The 16,683-nt window shown below is 46.7% G+C and carries 7 protein-coding genes and 1 pseudogene; 3 read left to right on the forward strand and 5 right to left on the reverse strand.

Features of this window, described 5'->3' with window-relative positions; all coding sequences use genetic code 11:
• The first annotated feature begins 235 nt into the window (after positions 1-235).
• Positions 236-4,147, forward strand: a complete 3,912-nt coding sequence (locus ITJ87_RS03475; RefSeq protein WP_117974396.1) for a two-component regulator propeller domain-containing protein — start codon at positions 236-238, stop codon at positions 4,145-4,147.
• A gap of 5 nt (positions 4,148-4,152) precedes the next feature.
• Here ITJ87_RS03475 and ITJ87_RS03480 read toward each other — a convergent pair whose 3' ends face one another.
• Genes ITJ87_RS03480 through ITJ87_RS03490 form a run of 3 tightly spaced genes read right to left on the reverse strand, consistent with a single transcriptional unit; the run spans position 4,153 to position 9,078 of the window.
• Complete coding sequence (locus ITJ87_RS03480; protein ID WP_117965007.1) at positions 4,153-5,883, reverse strand: glycoside hydrolase family 9 protein; 1,731 nt, start codon at positions 5,881-5,883, stop codon at positions 4,153-4,155.
• Between the two features lie 43 nt (positions 5,884-5,926).
• Positions 5,927-7,801: a hypothetical protein gene (locus tag ITJ87_RS03485; RefSeq protein WP_227204112.1), complete on the reverse strand. Its 1,875-nt coding sequence runs from the start codon at positions 7,799-7,801 to the stop codon at positions 5,927-5,929.
• 23 nt (positions 7,802-7,824) lie between these two features.
• Positions 7,825-9,078, reverse strand: a complete 1,254-nt coding sequence (locus tag ITJ87_RS03490; protein ID WP_044469000.1) for an AGE family epimerase/isomerase — start codon at positions 9,076-9,078, stop codon at positions 7,825-7,827.
• A gap of 339 nt (positions 9,079-9,417) precedes the next feature.
• Between ITJ87_RS03490 and ITJ87_RS03495 the strand changes: the two genes are divergently transcribed.
• Positions 9,418-11,952: a glycoside hydrolase family 9 protein gene (locus ITJ87_RS03495; protein ID WP_117965011.1), complete on the forward strand. Its 2,535-nt coding sequence runs from the start codon at positions 9,418-9,420 to the stop codon at positions 11,950-11,952.
• Positions 11,953-12,107: 155 nt separating this feature from the next.
• Here the strand turns inward: ITJ87_RS03495 and ITJ87_RS03500 are convergent, their stop codons facing one another.
• Positions 12,108-13,529, reverse strand: a complete 1,422-nt coding sequence (locus tag ITJ87_RS03500; protein ID WP_117965012.1) for a sialate O-acetylesterase — start codon at positions 13,527-13,529, stop codon at positions 12,108-12,110.
• A 193-nt stretch (positions 13,530-13,722) separates the two neighbouring features.
• Here ITJ87_RS03500 and ITJ87_RS03505 point away from each other — a divergent pair, with 193 nt between their 5' ends.
• A complete protein-coding gene (locus tag ITJ87_RS03505; protein WP_022400582.1) occupies positions 13,723-14,850 on the forward strand; it encodes an ATP-binding protein in 1,128 nt (375 codons plus the stop codon).
• 791 nt (positions 14,851-15,641) lie between these two features.
• Here ITJ87_RS03505 and ITJ87_RS03510 read toward each other — a convergent pair.
• Positions 15,642-16,589, reverse strand: a pseudogene (locus tag ITJ87_RS03510) (ATP-binding protein); the annotation flags it as partial.
• Positions 16,590-16,683: the final 94 nt, after the last annotated feature.

A 16,683-nucleotide genomic window follows, 5' to 3' on the forward strand; every position in this document is an offset into this window, starting at 1 on the left:
TTGCCTGCAAATGTATTTTTCTTAAAGGAAACACAGATGCCTTAAAAATGTCTTTTAATATCCGGTTTTGTTTCATAGAACCCATATAGGATCATTGGAAACAAAATGCATACTATTTTTCACCAAACGGAGGATATCATCCCACGCGAATACGCAAATCTTCCCTTGCTCGTTCGGAGGATTATATTTAAGTTTGCAGTTACAATATTGTTAATCCTTCTAATAAAGAAAATACATGAAACAACTGCTCCTATTCCTTATATGCAACCTGACCTTTCTCCTTACTGTTCAAGGTAACTCAACGGAAATCCCGCCGGCTGTCATGTTCAAGCAGCTCTCTACAACAGAAGGACTCTCCAACAACAGTATCCGAAGCATCTACAGAGACAATAGGGGATTCCTCTGGGTGGGGACAGAATCAGGACTCAACAAATACGACGGCTACTCCTTCCAGCAGTATTACCAGAACAACTCCAACCTGCCGGACGATGCCATCAGCGAAATTTTCGAAGGACCGGACGACAATGTATGGATAAGGACTTCCAGCGGCTACAGTATCTATAATTATAAGACCGGTAAATTCGACAATGACTATAAACCCATACTCGATGGGCTGCAAATCCCCAGTAAAAACATTCTGAGGATGGGAAAAACCTCCAAGAATGAATTTTGGGCCTACGACTATTCCAAACTTTACATACGAAGCATGGACAACAGCTCCATCAAAGCCTATCCACTGGCAGTTGAAAAGATTTCAAGCCTCTATATAGGTGTCCAGTTCATTTATATAATGTACTCCAACGGTATCCTATACAGTATCAGCAAGCAGACTTCCGAAGTCAAGGAAATAGCCATTCCCGCCATCTATAGACCTTTGCTGGAGAATCATGAGCCACACATTTACATAGACCAAAACGAAAACCTATGGGTATACACCTTCCAAAACAGCCTGCTTTTGCACAAGAACAGTTTTACACAGCAATGGGAGAACATCAGCCTAAACAATAACACCCACATACAGTACAATCGCGTGCAACGCATCCTCGACCTGGGAGACGGCAACGTATGGATACTTACCAGCCATATGGGGTTGTTCGTTTACAACGCCCTGACCAAATCTCTTACCAACTTGGTGCACAATCCATTGAAACCGCACACCATTGCCAGCAACAATCTGAATACCATTTACCGGGACAAAGACGGAACCATATACATAGGGAATTTCAAACACGGTATTTCCTATTATAGCCCCATGTCTCAAATCATACTATGCAACAAATCCCTGGAATATGATGATATCCTAACCTTCTGCGAAGACACAAGCCAGGAATCCATTTACTACGGAACAGACGGTACGGGACTAATCCGACGTTCACTGGTGACCGATTCATACGAAAAGATAGCAACTCCCGCCAATATTGTAGTCGACTTATCCATCGACTCCAAAAACCGCCTATGGATAGGCACCTTCCAGAAAGGACTGCTATGCTACTCGAAAGGGCAAATCAAACAATACACGGTAAACAACAGCCAGCTTCTCGAAAACAATGTGTATACAGTAGAGGTGGACAAACACGGATACATCTGGATAGGTACCATGAAAGGATATATACAGAGGTTAAATCCGGAAACCGGGCAGTTTGACACCATCTTGTACCGTCCGGGAGAATTCTTTGTCCGTGATATGTACTATGACAAAGACAGCACCCTTTACGTAGCAACCAGAGGAGGACTCATTATTATCGATACGGAAACCCAAGCCTATAATATATACGCCGAAGCCAGCCGTTTCAAGGAGAACAATATGCTCACTGTCTATAAGGACAGCCGGGACCTTCTTTGGATAGGACATCCACACGGACTGAGCATATGGAACCAGAAGAACGACTCCATCTACTTCCTTGACCAGAAAAACGGGCTTGCCGCCAATCTCGTCAGAGCCATCACGGAAGACAACAACAACCAAATGTGGATTGGCACCGGCAACGGCATCTCACGAATCAAAATAACAAACGATACATACACCATCGTGAACTACTCCGTAAGCGACGGACTGATATGCAACGATACCAATGTCCACGCCATCCTCAAACTGCAGAACGGCAATATACTGATAGGTACTCCTCAAGGTTACCAGACTATCATTCCACAAGACATCCTGACCACAAGTTATGATGCCAACATTTACCTTACCGGTATTGAGTTCAAATCCGGAATGCCCCATCCGGACATCCTGAACGGCAGCTCACTTGAATGTGCACAACACCTTTCCTTCACTGAAAAGGAAAATTCATTCACTCTGTCCTTCTCCGCTCTCGACCTGGTGGAAACGGATAAGATAAAATATGCCTATAAGATTCATTCCAACTGGATTTATGCCGAAAACAACAAAGTAAACCTATCCATGCTGACTGCCGGAAACTATACTTTATCCGTCAAGGCATGCAACTCACAAGGCATATGGAGCCCCAACATCAAGGAACTGAAAATAAAGATACTCCCTCCTTGGTGGCGCACCTGGTGGGCCTATACCATATATACCGGTATCATTTTGTGTATCCTTCTGTCCATTATCCGCAATCTGCGCTTACGCCAAAAGCAGAAACAAATCATGCAGGCCATCGAGGTGGAAAATGAAAGGCAGCAGAAAATCAACAATATGAAACTGCAGTTCTTTGCCAACATAAGCCACGAACTGCGGACTCCCTTGTCACTTATCATCAATCCGCTTGAAGAGTTTTTCGTAGACCATCCCGAATATCGTAAAGGCATTCTGGATATAGTCAAACAAAATGCCGACTATCTGCTGGAATTGATTAACCAACTGCTGGATTTCAGAAAGCTGGATGCCAAGGCTGAAACCCTGAAATGCAAACATGACAACATCCTTATCATTCTGAGTGAAATATTCCACTCTTTCGATCCGATAGCACAGAAACGGAACATCAGCTATAGCCTTACCGCTCCACAACATTCTGTATTCATGGATTTTGACTATGGCAAGATACGCAAGATATGCACAAATATCCTGTCAAATGCATTCAAGTTCACTCCCAATAAAGGAAGCATCTCACTGGATATTGCCGTAAGAGACACAAATCTGGAACTGACCTTTACCGACACCGGTTGCGGCATAGAGGATGAAGCCAAGGAGAAAATATTCCAAAGATTCTATCAGTCGAGCAAAAACCAGTCGAGCAACGGAGGCAGCGGCATTGGACTGCACATTGTTTCCGAATACGTAAAGATGCATCAGGGTACTGTCTGTGTCAGGGATAACCAGCCTTGTGGTTCTGTATTCCTGATTACCCTACCCCTGCACCAGAACAGTAATGAAACCAAAAACGGAGAACCGGTCGAAGAACCGGAAATAAAGGAAGAATCCCATCCATTCACCATACTACTCGTAGATGACAACTACGACTTCTTGAAATTTCTCTCTGAAAGTCTTGCCAGGCAGTATCATGTATTAAAAGCCACAAACGGAAAACATGCACTAAATGTACTGGAAAAGGAAGATATTGATTTAGTGGTCAGTGACATCATGATGCCCGAGATGGATGGTCTGGAACTATGTTCAACCATCAAGAATGACATACGCTACTCCCATATCCCCATTATCCTCCTGACAGCTAAGGCAAGTGAAGAACACCAATTGGAAGGGCTTAGCGTTGGTGCAGACGACTATATCACCAAGCCTTTCAATATGGAAGTCCTCAAGCTGCGCATCAACAAGATTATCGAGATGAACGTCAAACGTCAGGAAATATTCAATCAGGACATTAAAATCGAGCCAAGCCGTATCACCATCACTCCCCTTGACCGGCAGCTGGTGGAAAAAGCCATCCAGATTGTAGAGGACAATATCAGCGAAACCGAGTTTTCCGTCGAGGAGCTGGCCAGCAGCCTGAATATATCACGCAGCTATTTCTACAAGAAAATGATTAAGATAACGGGAAAGAAACCCATCGAATTCATCAGGACCATCCGTATGAAACGTGCACAACAACTCTTGACAGAAAGCCAGATGCAAGTTTCGGAAATTGCATATACCTTGGGGTATAACTCCCCCAAGGTATTCTCCAAACATTTTAAAGAAGAGTTCAACATCAGCCCATCCGAATTTATAAGGCAGCAGGCTGAATAGCAACATTATTTTGACATCAAAGCATCCAACGAAGACACCAACGCCACCAAAGCGGCACTCCAATTAATGGCTATCTCATTGGAAGCATACGAACCCTCCACATCTGCATAAGACTCATCCGGCAGGTTGGAAGCATAAGCAATGCCATCCTGCTGCCCAGGATTGGGACCGCCAACCAGGAAACCGGGAAGAGGTGCCTCTATATCATCCGATGTAGAAAGACGATGGTGCGGATACAGAGGACTCTTCATCCCGAAACCGGTAACATAACAATATCCCGTAGCATTCTTTCCTAAAATGTAGTCCATATTGCGGTAGGCGTTCGTCAGGTACGACTTCTCGCCCGTAAGCAAATAGGCGCAAACCAGTGAAGTGGCTTGGTTAGCACACCCTTCGGCAAGGCATCCCCAGAAGAAATCTTTGGCATCGTTGCCGTAAGGAGCATGGAAAGGAGAGCGGTCAGCACCCCGCACAGCCTCGACAGCATAGTCCAGTAACAGGTCTTTCATGGCATTTGCCAATTCCACGTCTTCACCCTGATATTCCCTGCCCGGTTGCAGCCAGGCAAACACGCCCAACGCAGTGGTATTGCCCCAAGAAGGAGTCTTATATGCAGTCGGCAGATGCTTCTTCACTTGTTCCCGGTAAACGGGCTTTCCCGTAGCAAGATAGAGCTCGGAAGCCGCCCAGAAGAATTCGTCATCGGCACTACGATCACCGTAAGCTCCCGTAACCACGGCAGGTTGATATTGCTTGTTGAGGAGGTCCTGATGATAGAGCGCTTGCGGATGCGCTTCTGCCCAGGCGTAAGCACGTTCGGCAGCCTGTAAAGCCACTGTCGAAAAGCCCGGATAATCCTCTTCGTAAGGAGTAAACAAGGCAGAAGCCTGCGCCAAAGCCGCAGCATAGTCCAATGCCGCCGTTACTGATTTCTGAACCACATAACGAGGCTGCTTACACTCCGTAGGCTTGATGAATCCCTCGAACGAAGGGGTAGTCAGCTTGTGGTAGACTCCTCCGTCGGCAGGGTCTTGCATAGTCAGCATCCATCTCAGGTTATAGTACATCTCGTCCAGCAAATCGGGCGTGTGGTTTCCGCTTTCCGGGATGTTCACCTGTTGACGGATAAAATAATCAGGAAAGCGGGCATAAATCGCCTGCATCAGTCCAATGGAATAGGCGGAGTTCACAATATACTTGTTATAGTCTCCGGCATCATACCATCCTCCCGGAGAAGAAATCACCGTTCCCGCCTTACGTTCCGGCCCGGCAGCATTGGGATGTATCAGTACCTTGTCATCGGGATGGCCTGCCGGACGGCTCCACCGACCCGCATAAGTCGCTTCGATGGGCATGCCCGTACGTTGGTAATAGAAAGATTTCAAAGCTGCATCGGCCAAAGGGGACAGTACTCTTTCTTTTATTTCGAATGCCACTGAATCTCCGTTAACCATCAGAAAATAGTTTCCCGGTGCCGTGATGTCACTGAAATCCAATATCGTCCTGCTCTTATCCGACCAAGCAGATGAAGCAATATATCCGGGCTTACCGGAAAATACCCGATTACCCGTGGCTGCATCTACTATGGTAAATTCACGGACCTCACCGGTATTCACCACAGCTACTTTTTCCTGCTGGGGATAGTACCCTAACTGATTCAAACGTATAGTTTCTGAAGGATGCCCTAAAGTGGCCATCCCTCCCAGAACTGTAAACAGACATGTAGTTATATTCATATCACTATTCTTTAGTAATCATTTATATTATTCTATTTCAAAACTATTTATCAGACAATAAGGTAATGAAACTGATGGCCGGCAAGTGTACCCGTACCTGCCCATTCTCCACTTTCACTGCAGTTTCCTTCATGCAGTCTTTTGTATTGGTCACATAGACTTTCAGTTCCTTCACTTCTGCAGGGATACCGGAGATGACCGCCTCGCAATCCGCCCCATTATTGACCATATGGACGGCATATTCCCCACGCACCATATTTCCGAAAGCCGCACAGTTTACGTTTTTCTTGCTGCTACTGACCGGAATGGCCAAGGCATCGGCCGGAGTGGAGGCCAGCTGCTTAATGTTCCAGAAACGTTGTGTAGGACGCAAAGGACCTTTGGAGCCATAAATGCCGTCTCCCCACAACAACGAATAGTCTGAAGTGAGCTGCCACTGCAAGATGGACAGTGGTTGGCAAATAGCACAAATACGCGTATACAGATTGATTTCATAAAGTGCAAACGTCGACTCATTGAATATCTCGGCATAACCATGAGCAGCGGCATCCGTACTACCCTCACCAACCAAGAGTGGTACATTAATCGCTTTGGCAGCATCCGCCCACTTCCTTAACGTAACATCATCACAACCACGCCATGAATGGAAAGAAACTGCACCAATATACTTATGAGTCTCAGGATTGTTCAAAGCAGGAAGGATGAAATCAAAAGTCGTAGCATCCGAATTGTCGCCAAGCAGCATACGGGTAGGAAGATTCAACCCTGCCAGATAAGCACCGAATTCCTGAATGAAATCTGCATGCTCCTGCGGCGTGTGAAGGACATCAATACCCAAATCCGATTCGTTGAACGAGAACATGGAGAACTCAATACCATAATGCTGTTTAGCATACAACAGATAATCTGCCATGGATTTATAAATCTTCTCCTTTTTCCGGCTATCCAGACGATAAGCAATGACACCACCTTGACGGGCATAACTTGCAGGACCTCCGTCAATGGCCCATGCAGGCGGAAACCAACAGCTTAGTATTACCGGCATTCCCATTGCCTTCAAGCGCTTTGCCATGAGGAGACTTTCCTCCACCCGCTTGTTCAGTCCCCCATTCTGTGCCACGGCAATAGGATCGGATTCTTCTTCGGGTTGCCACAATCTCCACGGAAATTCCACACGGCCATAAGCTACGCGCAAATTTTCCAGACAGTAATCTATCACTTTAGGGTCGGCAGCAGGATTCTGCAGGCGGAAATTCCCTCCAAAGCCTGCAAACAAACTTCCCGGATTCTGCATATCCAATGTAATTTCCGCGTCACTGTGATCTATCACTCCGGAAGCACGCAGTTCCATAGACAATGCTGTTCTCCCAGCCTTTTTCAGAATCGACATCAGCGAGATATACACAACAGTACCGGTAGACTCTTTTTCAACCGTGGCCTTTACAGACTTATTGAACTTGAATTCCAACTTCCTATTGGCCGAAGTAACGGTCAGCTTCCTGCCACTTGTCCTTACTTTGGCATCAACGTAGTTTTCCGGACTTAAAGCAATACAGTAATAGGCTGTCTGGTTCAAAGTAGTGTCCGACAGCGCATCAATAGAAATCTCCACCAAGCCTTTTCCCTTATCAGTCACTTTCTGATGGAACTTTACACCTCGTAGAGTAGTCGTCACTTCCTGCATATCCCCCTCACGATGGAAAACGGGACGGACCTGCTTCTCCTTTCCAGTAATCTCCATATCTCCTTTCAAGGTTCCGACACGCAGGGATGACTCAAAGTCTATCAATTCACCGTCTACACGGACACCCGTGATATTGCTCCATGCCATCACTTCCGTCTGGGCAGAAAGCGGCAGAGATAATATACCACACAGCAATACAACTATTCCAAACTGGAAAATTCGTAAATTCTTCATAATATCAAATCTATAAAAGGTTGTCATTTCAGTCTGGTATCAATCTCAAACCCCATACGGCTGTTATGATAGGGACAATTCCACATACTTGCTTTAGGCTCCTTGTAGCGGGGAGTTCCATCTTCCAGCACCGTTCTGAACCATTCACCATACTCCTTGTCTATCATCCGTGATTTGATGAAGTTCCAAGTGCGGACGGCACTGTCCAAATAAGATTGTTCACCAGTCAGTTGCCAGGCATTGATACAACCGACCACAGTTTCCGCCTGGCACCACCAGGAAGCATCCTTCCTGATTTTGTCCTTATGCCGTTCGTACATCATGGCGCCCATCGGGTTGATGCCCTCTTTCAAGGAGGCGTCTGCAAGTTCCAATGCTACCTTCCTGCACCTCCCGATAACCTCCGGGTCACCCAGAGCCTCTGCAGCTTCCGTCAGCAACCAGGAAGTTTCGATGTCATGCCCGTAAGAGTCGATGTCATCCAGATTGTTCCAATTCGAATCACAGTACAATATCAGGTGATGTGTTTGTGGATTGTAGAGCTTGGTTATTATCAAATCTATTACTTTTGTAAGACGTTCGCGTAGGCCATTATCCTTCCATACTTTATATAAAGCTGTGTATGCCTCCAATACGTGGATATGGGTATTCATTGTTTTGGTGGCAACGCCATCTCCATCATATCCCAGCTTTTGGGGAACTCCCCATTCGCGGGTGAAAGATTCTATATAACCATCGTTTACGGGGTCTTTGATTCTGCTCTCCATGGTCCGGTAAAGTTCTATGGCTTTTTGCAGGCTTTCATTGTTGCCCGTTGCTCTAAAATGTTCGGACAAACCGTAGATAGCATAAGAGCAGCCGTAAGTCTGCTTGTTCGTATCCAATGGGGTACCGTCCGCTTTTATCAGCCAATATACGCCTCCATACTGCGAATCAATGAAGTGGTCTATGAAATACCGTTGCGCCCTGTCAGCCAATTTACGGTAGGCAGTATCGCCATACATCCGGTAGGCGGTTGAAAAAGTCCAAAGGATGCGGGCATTCAGTACACCACCTTTGGGAGCATCCGCTATCGGGGCACCGTCACGTCCCAATGAACCATAAAAGCCTCCGGAAGAATCTACGCTGTATCTTTCCCAAAAAGAGAGGATATTCTCTTTCAAGTCCGAGGTTATTTCATCTTTTAAAACCTTGTCTACGTGTGACTGTGCTTGCAGGAAAGGTGTAACCAGCAACCATACTGTAATCAGCAAAAAAACGGAAAACATACGTTTCATAATATAGCGATTTAAGGAATTAATCATAGTTACATTGCAAATGTACAAAAAAACAAGTTGCCACTACTCACTACCATCCTTTTTCAATGGATACAATTGGTTCCGATAAAGGCTGTTTTTGGGTACTGAGTCCTTGTTTTACCAGACATCAGCTTTTATTAGCTCAAACGTTGGTATCTGGCAGTTCAAACACCATTGTATGACAAATATAACAATGAATATCATAAAAATAGAGGAAAAAGACACATTTCATAACGTTATTGGCTACAAACAAAAGCCATCCGTTTCCTTTTTAGTCCGTATATTAGTAGAAAATTTCGTAACTCAAAAATAGATACTATGAGAAAGAAACATTTCCTATTTGCATCAGTCTTGGCACTGCTTTGCGGCAGCAGTACGCTGCATGCGCAAGACTTCAAGCTGACATCCTCCGGTTATTTCAAGAACCAGGGAGTCGACGTCATGGCTTTTGATGATATCTATCCCGAAGGACACCAAGGAGGGGTATGTATCATCATGAACGGACACCGTGTGGCGACGAATGGAGATATCCGTCTGGAAGCCACACCCGGACAATGGCAACCCGTACCGAAACAGCTCGACCGGAAGCTCGGTGACAACAGCATCACCGCCACGCTGTGCTATCCCGACTCCTCACGCCATCTCACCGGATTCAACCCGATGATTTACCCGGACCTCCACCTTATATATACGGTAAACGTGGAAAGCAAAGGTAAAAACATAGAGGTGACCGTAGATCTTGACCGCCCCATTCCCCAGGAATTCATCGGAAAAGTGGGCTTCAACCTTGAATTCTTCCCGGGTTCCCTCTTCGGCAAGCCCTGGATTATGGACGGTCAGAGCGGCATCTTCCCGCAACAGCCCAACTCCCCCCTGATGACAACCCAGCCCAACTATCTGCATACAGGAAACTACCATGACGGCAAAAAATCGCTGGCAGACATGGACAAACTGATAGGAAAAGGTTACAGCCCGATTGTGGCAGACGACATCATCAGCGAACCTTATGCCAAAGGAACCAAGTTCACCTCCCGGCCCGATGACCCTTACAACAAAGTTACCATCGAATCATTGAGCGGTGACCTGCAACTGTTTGACGGGCGTATGAACCACAACAACGGCTGGTTCGTACTGCGCAGCAACATAAAACCGGGTGTCACCAAAGGTGCCGTCAAATGGATTATCACTCCGAACGTAGTGGCCGACTGGATGTATCAGCCGGTTATCCAGACTTCACAGATAGGTTATCATCCCACTCAGGACAAGGAAGCCGTCATCGAAATGGATATACGTGACAACAGAAAGGAAACGGCACAAATCATCCGCATTGATGCCGACGGCGAAAAGGTTGTCAAGAACGTCACTCCTGCCAACTGGGGTAAATTCTTGAGGTATAACTATCTGAAAGTAAACTTCACAGATGTAAAGGAACCGGGGCTTTATAAGATTAAATACAATACCTCCGTGTCTCCCATCTTCCGCATCGACAATGACGTATATGCCCGTGGCGTATGGCAACCCGTACTGGAATACTTCCTTCCCGTACAGATGTGCCACATGCGCGTCAACGAGAAATATCGCGTATGGCACGACTGCTGCCACATGGACGATGCCCAGATGGCACCGGCACACAATCATATCGACGGCTACGACCAGAAAGAGGGCCTTTCCAAGTTCAAACCGGGTGAAGTGGTTCCCGGAGTGAACATAGGCGGCTGGCACGATGCCGGAGACTTTGACCTCCGCATCGAATCCCAAGCCGGAGAATCCTATATCCTGGCACTGGCCTACGAAGCTTTCCGTCCGAATCTCGACGTGACTTCCATCGACCAAATCAACCGCGTGACGGAAATTCACCAGCCCGACGGCAAGAATGACCTGCTGCAACAAGTAGAGAACGGCGCCCTTACGGTAGTCAATGGCTACTTGGCACTGGGACGTCTCTACCGAGGAATCATCTGCAACGACCTGCGCCAGTACGTACTTCTGGGTGATGCCGCCGCCATGACCGACGGGAAAATCGGTAATGAAGACGACCGCTGGATATTTACGGAGGATAACCCCGGACGGGAACTGTCGACAGCTGCCCAGCTGGCTGCCGTATCACGTGTATTGAAAGGTTTCAATGATACATTGAGTGTGCATTGCCTCGACATTGCCCGCAAAGTATATGCTTCTACCGGAAGCGGCAACAACAGAGCCTTGTTCCCCAAAGTGCAGGCAGCCGTAGAGCTGTACCTCACCACCGGCGAACAACCCTATATGGACTTCATTCTGGACAACCAGGAGCTCATCATCAAGCAGATAGGCGGCATCGGCTGGTACACGGCACGTGTGGAAAAACTGTTCGCACAGATGAAGAACAAGAAAGCCAAAGCCTTTTCAGCAGCTTTCCGCAAAGCTTTGACCGGATATGAACAAGAACTGAACAAACAAGTGCAGGAGACTCCCTATGGCGTTCCCTACCGTCCGAACATCTGGGGTGCAGGCTGGGATATACAGCGTTTCGGCTTCCAGCACTACTTCCTGACAACCGCCTATCCGGAAATATTCCCGAAAGCACCGGTATTCAATGCCCTCAACTTCATCCTCGGATGCCACCCGGGCTCCAACCAGGCTTCCTTCGCCTCGGGTGTCGGCGCACAATCGGCCACTGTGGGCTACGGACTGAACCGCGCAGACTGGTCGTACATTCCCGGTGGGGTCATTTCCGGCACGGCGCTTATCCGTCCCGACTTCCCGGAACTCCTCACGTTCCCGTTCCTCTGGCAGCAAACTGAGTATGTGCTGGGAGGAGGTTCATCCCACTATATGTTCCTGGTACTTGCAGCAGAACAGTTGCTGAAACAATAAGAAAGACAGAGGGGGGAACAAAACCCTCTGGATGTTTTCTTTTAGGCGCGGATTACACGGATTTCACGGATTTAGTTTACTGCATCCGTGTGATTCCGCGTAACCCGCGCCTAATATTATAGTATAATGAAAGTGTTTATACACTTTTCGTTCTTTCACCAATTATCCGTACGGAACGGAATAGTGGGTAGTTCGTTCCCGCCAATCATTGTACCGACCTGGAAATCACGGAAACAATAGCGCACGGCAACGGGATTGGGCACCTTTTCCGAAGAAATCACGACCTCATTCGTCTGCCAGTGCAGCCATACTTTGTCGGCAGGATGGAACACACGGTCCTCACCCGCCACTTCGAAACCGCGAAGGTCATAGTTGCGACAGATACCCATTTCCAAATGGTCGAAGGAAACCCATGCTTCACTGCCTTTAACAGTCCATGACTTATATTGTGGGCCGAAACAGTGTATCTGCTTCAATCCATAGGTAAGGTTCAATGCCAGATAGCTCAAGCGTTGACCTACCTTTGTCTTGTTGCGGGGATGGATATTGTATATCTCATAAGGCTCTACAAGGTCGTTTGTCGAAATCATACCACTGTTCGGAATCAGGCTTTGGGCACGGAATTGTGCTTCACGTAGGTAAGCAGCTTTCTCTTGCTGGGTACCTCCATAGGCGTACGGCGCTATTTCGGCAAAGTAGAAAGGCAATTCGCCCAGCCCCCATTCCTTGCGCCACAGCTGCACCATGTCGGCCAAGCGTTCGGCATATGTTTCATGGCGACCTACGTTCGACTCTCCCTGATACCAGATGAACCCTTTGATGGTATAGTTCTGAAGCGGCTTCAGCATGGCATTGTACATCAGCATGGGGCGGAGCATGGGATGCAGGCGTTCGATGGAATCGGGGTTGAGAGATATGTCTGGATAGTTTTCCAGCAGTTCACGGCTTATCCAACCTTCTACAGTGGATCCACCGTAAGCGCTACAGATGATGCCGACCGGAATCCGGAGGGCACGGCTCAACGAAGTGGCAAAATAGTAGGCCGTCGCACTGAAATCGGGTGCGGTTTCTATGGAAGATATGTTCCAGCTACCTTTGCAGTCGGTTTGCGGTTCATAAGTCTGGTGCTTGGGAACGGTGAACATACGCACCCCCTTATTCTCGGCAGAAGCTATGATGTCATCCGCTCCGTTCATGATGCAACAGCCAGCAAAACCTTTCAGGGGCATTTCCATATTGCTCTGGCCGGAAGCAAGCCATACTTCACCGATTAGGATATTCTTCAACGTAGTTTTTTCTCCGTCATCAAAAGTTATCTCATAAGGCGTGTATCCTGCTGCCGGAGTCTCCACGGCAAGCGTCCAACCGCCATCCTTATCGGCACGGCAAGTCATTGTCTGTCCGTTCCACGAAGGCGTAACGCGTACTTCGGCTTCCGGAGCAGCCGTTCCCCACAGTTTCACTTCAGTCTGCTGCTGGAGTATCATGTTGTCGCCCACCAGTGCAGGCAGTTTTACTTTGGCGCCCAACGAGGCGGCACCGCATAATAGAATCAATGCAAGAACCTTACTTTTCATAGTATATTTGTATTTAACATTATATTCGGAATCAATAACGCGAGCAAAAATAAGGCTTTTTTGCTCACGTTCTCCGTTTCATGTGCAAAAAGTGGGTGTTTTTGCACATGTGCTCAAACAAAATTATACATTGATGTATTATACATTGATGTATAATTTGTATATTTGTCATTAAATCAAGAACAGAAAGCTTATGAAATCACCTTTTCAATACGGCACACTGGTTGATAAAGAAAGTTTCGTCAATCGGGTAGAAGAACGAAAGCAACTGAAAGAATTACTTGGATCGGGCATCAACGTAATGCTTATTTCACCGCGCCGATGGGGAAAATCGTCGCTTGTAAAAGTAGCTATGGACGAACTGACACAAGAAGACAAGCATATCCGTGTCTGCTTCATTGATGCATTCAGCATCAAGACGGAAGCTGAATTCTACCGCATCTTTGCGCGAGAAGTCATTTCTTGCGCCGCCTCCACCCTTGAAAAGAGGCTTGAAGATGTGAAACAGTTTCTTAAAGCCGTTTCTCCCAGTATCACATTGAAGAGCGACCCAACCGATACCCTCTCCTTTGACCTGAAATTGGAACTGGAAGAAAAAAGTGTCATGGAGATACTGGAACTACCCGAAAAGATAGCAGCTGCCAAAGGCATACACCTGATTGTCTGCATCGACGAGTTCCAACAACTGGCACTACTACCCGGCTACAAAAGTATGGAGGGAAAAATGCGCTCTGCCTGGCAGAAGCAGCAACAAGTCTCCTATTGCTTTTACGGAAGCAAGCGGCATATGATGATGGACATCTTCAACAATTCTTCTAACCCCTTCTACCGCTTCGGACAAGTACTGTTCCTGCAAAAGATAAAGAAAGAGGAATGGGTGCCCTTCATCGTCAATGCCTTCCACCGGACGAACAAAGAAATCAGCGAACAGCAAGCAGAACAACTGTGCGACATCGTGAAATGCCATTCGTGGTATTTGCAACAGTTGTGCTATTTCATCTGGAGCGGTACGTCTGAAAAAGTGACAGATGAGATTATCGAAATCCGTACCCGCCAACTGATAGACACCAACATGCCTATGTTCATGAACGACACCGAGAACCTGACTGCTGCCCAAACTGCCATGCTTCGTGCTGTAGCCGACGGTGAATACCGCTTCAACTCCATCCCCGTAGTGCGGAAATATGAATTGGGCAGTGCACAGACCATCACACGCAACAAGCGTATGCTGACAGAACGTGATTTCATTGAGAAAGAGGGGAACAAGTATGTTTTCTCCGATCCGATATTCGAGCTTTGGTTCAGGAGGGAGTATTGCTGAATATAAAAAAAGAACGTGGAACTGCGTGCTATCCATCGTCTTTGAAGGCCCTGAGAAAACCCCACTATACAAATGAACAGACAGCAGACCCACGCCGAAACCAGCGCAGGAGCAGTCCATGCCATTCTTGTATAGTTTCGAAAATTTCTCAGGTTCTCAAAGACAAGAATGAAGCACAACGCTTCTTACAATATCATTTCACAAAACATTGAAGCTAAGGACACTTCCTTGCTTCGATGGCAAATTTAACGATAAAGAATGAAAACAAGAAAAAGATTGGAAAGTATTTTTAAGGCTGATACCTACAGAAGATAAATATGATTTTGTCATTCTGACACTTTGTATTTTCTATCGCACGAGAATCCCGTATTTCGGACCGATTATCCACACAGAAAGAAATACGAGAGCGAAAATCCATAAGTGTCAGGTTATAAGCATTATACCAAAACGAACGTCCTTCTAATAAATCGAAATCACACCTCCGAAAGCCCTGATACACCGAAAATGCAAAAGCAAAAGAACGTTTTACTAAAACAGAGTAACCGTTTTACTAAAACGCAACTCCCATTTTAGTAAAACGGTATACTCTTTTTAGCTTAAAAGTGTAGCCAATTTCTGTATAAAAGTCCCACAAAAGCGGAAGAATATGCAAAAAGAACGCATCTTTATGAGCTGAATATCCACAATATATCCTAAATCCGTTCTTCTATAAAACCAAGTGCGGCAGGAAAACCGGAAAAAACATTACTTTTTGTCAAGGTTATAGGGATATTTCCGTCTTTCAGCACCTTTTACAACAACCCATGCAGTTCCCACGCCCGCACATGCCTTATTCCTTCATGAGACGGCAGGCAGAAGTCGTCAAGCGAGACAACCAGCTTCTCATAATTATCTTGTATCGACTCCAGCGAAGCATACTCACGGCGCACCGCCTGTTCATATACCAGCATGTAGGTGGATTGCAGATATATCGTACGGTCGCCTTTCCGGGCGATGAAGTCCACCTCTTTTTCTTTGGCACATCCGGTATAGACATCATAGCCTGCCCTGAGCAACTCCAGATAGACAAGATTCTCCAGTTTATAACCCACCCCATAGGCCGTTCCGGGATAGAGAAAATTCTTAAAGACAAGGTCGTTGATGTAATATTTCGCCGTACCGGACAGTATTTCCTTTCCGCGCAAGTCGAAGCGTTCACAACGATACGCCAAGAACGAGTCTTCGATATAGCCTATGTAAGCAGCCACGGCATCATAGCCCGTCTTCCGGCCTTGGCTCTTGAAATAGTTCACGATGTTGCCGATGGACACTAAATTAGAGGCATTGCCTACAAGAAACGCAAAAAGGTCTTCAAGCAGTCGGGGGTCACGTATGCTGTAGCGTTGGCTGATGTCCTTCAGCAAGATGGTGTCCTTCAAGGCAGACAAGTAATTGCGCTACACCTCCTGCTTTTCGGGCAAGACAAAAAGTTCCGGGATTCCGCCCGTATTCATATAGCTCTCGCGGTTCTGTTCCAGATGCCTTATCTCTGTATACTCCTGATAGCTGAAGGGATATACCGGAAATTGGACGTATCGCCCCGAAAGCAGCGTGGCAAGCTCACCGGACAGCATCCGTGAGTTGGAGCCGCTGATAAAGAGCTCGTACTCCTCGGTATAGTCCTGCGAATAAGAATTGACCGACTTTTCCCATTCTTCGATGAGCTGCACTTCGTCGATGAAAATATAAATCTCCTCTTGTCCAGAGATTGTACTTCCTAAGTATATCCATTCTTTCGTTCATAACCTAAAAAGTTTGCGAAAAAGGCTAGATTTTCGGTTATAAACGAAAGAT

It is taken from the genome of Bacteroides sp. HF-162 (assembly GCF_015679285.1).
Taxonomy (GTDB): domain Bacteria; phylum Bacteroidota; class Bacteroidia; order Bacteroidales; family Bacteroidaceae; genus Bacteroides; species Bacteroides uniformis.